We start from the raw sequence: 1300 nt of genomic DNA on the forward strand, positions 1-1300 counted from the left end.
CCCTGAAGGCGCCCAATGCAGCCTTTCTCGACTATCTCGCGTGCGCATACGGGCCCAGGATGATGAGTCCTCAGGGCCTCCAACAGAACGCGGGCCCCGATCACGCACAGAGCTACCTGACCAACCACGATCTGGGGACCGGCCCGTACACGCTCACCGCGGCCGAGGTCGGATCGCGCTACGCGCTGGCGTCGTTCCCGGAGTACTGGGGCGCCAAGCCGTACTTCGAGAAGGTCGAGATGCCGGTGATCACCGACGTTTCGGCGCAACAGCTCCAGTTCAACAACGGGCAGCTTGCCGCGATCCTGCATGACCTGCCCTCGTCAGCAGTCCAGTCCTATTTGGACAACAAGGCATTCGCGAACTTCTCGCTGCCGACCATGATGTCCAACTACCTGTACGTGAACCCGCACAAGGGCATGATGACCGATGCCAAGAACCGCACCGCGGTGCTACAGGCGATCAACGTCGACGAGCTGGTCAAGCAGACGTACTTCGGGCGCGGCGATGTGGCCAGACAGATCTATCCGCCCAACATGATGGCCTCGGACTTCGCCAATCAGGGTGTGGCTCATGATCCGTCGGTGCTCAGCGGCATCGCAGGGGGACTGCCCGCCGACCAGAAAGCCATCACGATCGGCTACGACTCGAGTAATCCCGACAATCAGCTGGTCAGCAATCTGCTTCAGACACAGCTTGCCGCTGCGGGACTGACCGCCAAGGTTCAGGCCTACCCGACGTCAGAAATCTACGGCTGGGTCGGTACCGACGGTCAGTCGGCTCCGGAGATCTTCACCGCCCTGGCCTGGCCGGACGCACCGTCGCCGTACACCTGGGGGCACATCTCGTGGGATCCCGACGGCGGGCTGAACTACCTGGGCTGTTCGGCACCGCCGGTCACCGACGCGTTGGCCAGTGGCTTGCCCACCGGTGACTCCGCGGTGTTCTCGCGGGCCGGGCTGGAAGCGGTGAAGACCGGCTGCTGGCTCAACATCGCCGACGTCAACGACTTCATGGTGGCCCAGCCCTGGCTCAAAGGCGTCGAACAGTCCCACGTGGTGACCAATCCCAACTCCCTGCGGCTCGCCGCGCTGTCGGTGGGCTGATGGCGACGCTGGTCCGCAAGAGCGGAGTCCGCCACATCATCCTGCTCACCCTGGGTTGGGAGGAACTGCCGAAATCGGTGTCGGTGTACGGGGCGCCGGCCGCGGAGCGCATGCGCGAACCCGTTCCGGGCGTGTTGCTCCAGACCGACGGGGGCTGGGTGCTCCTCGACACGGGATTCAACACCGCACTGGTG

2 protein-coding genes are annotated in these 1300 nt (G+C 64.3%); both read left to right on the forward strand.

Going from position 1 to position 1300, the window contains the following annotated elements; genetic code table 11:
• The coding region (locus tag ACWGPE_RS18890; protein ID WP_452049297.1) for an ABC transporter substrate-binding protein at nucleotides 1–1106 on the forward strand (1106 nt) is incomplete at its 5' end.
• Nucleotides 1106–1300 (forward strand): hypothetical protein (locus ACWGPE_RS18895; protein ID WP_452049298.1); only part of this gene is annotated, 195 nt, incomplete at its 3' end. The genes ACWGPE_RS18890 and ACWGPE_RS18895, both read left to right, overlap by 1 nt.

Source organism: Agromyces sp. NPDC055658, assembly GCF_053618155.1.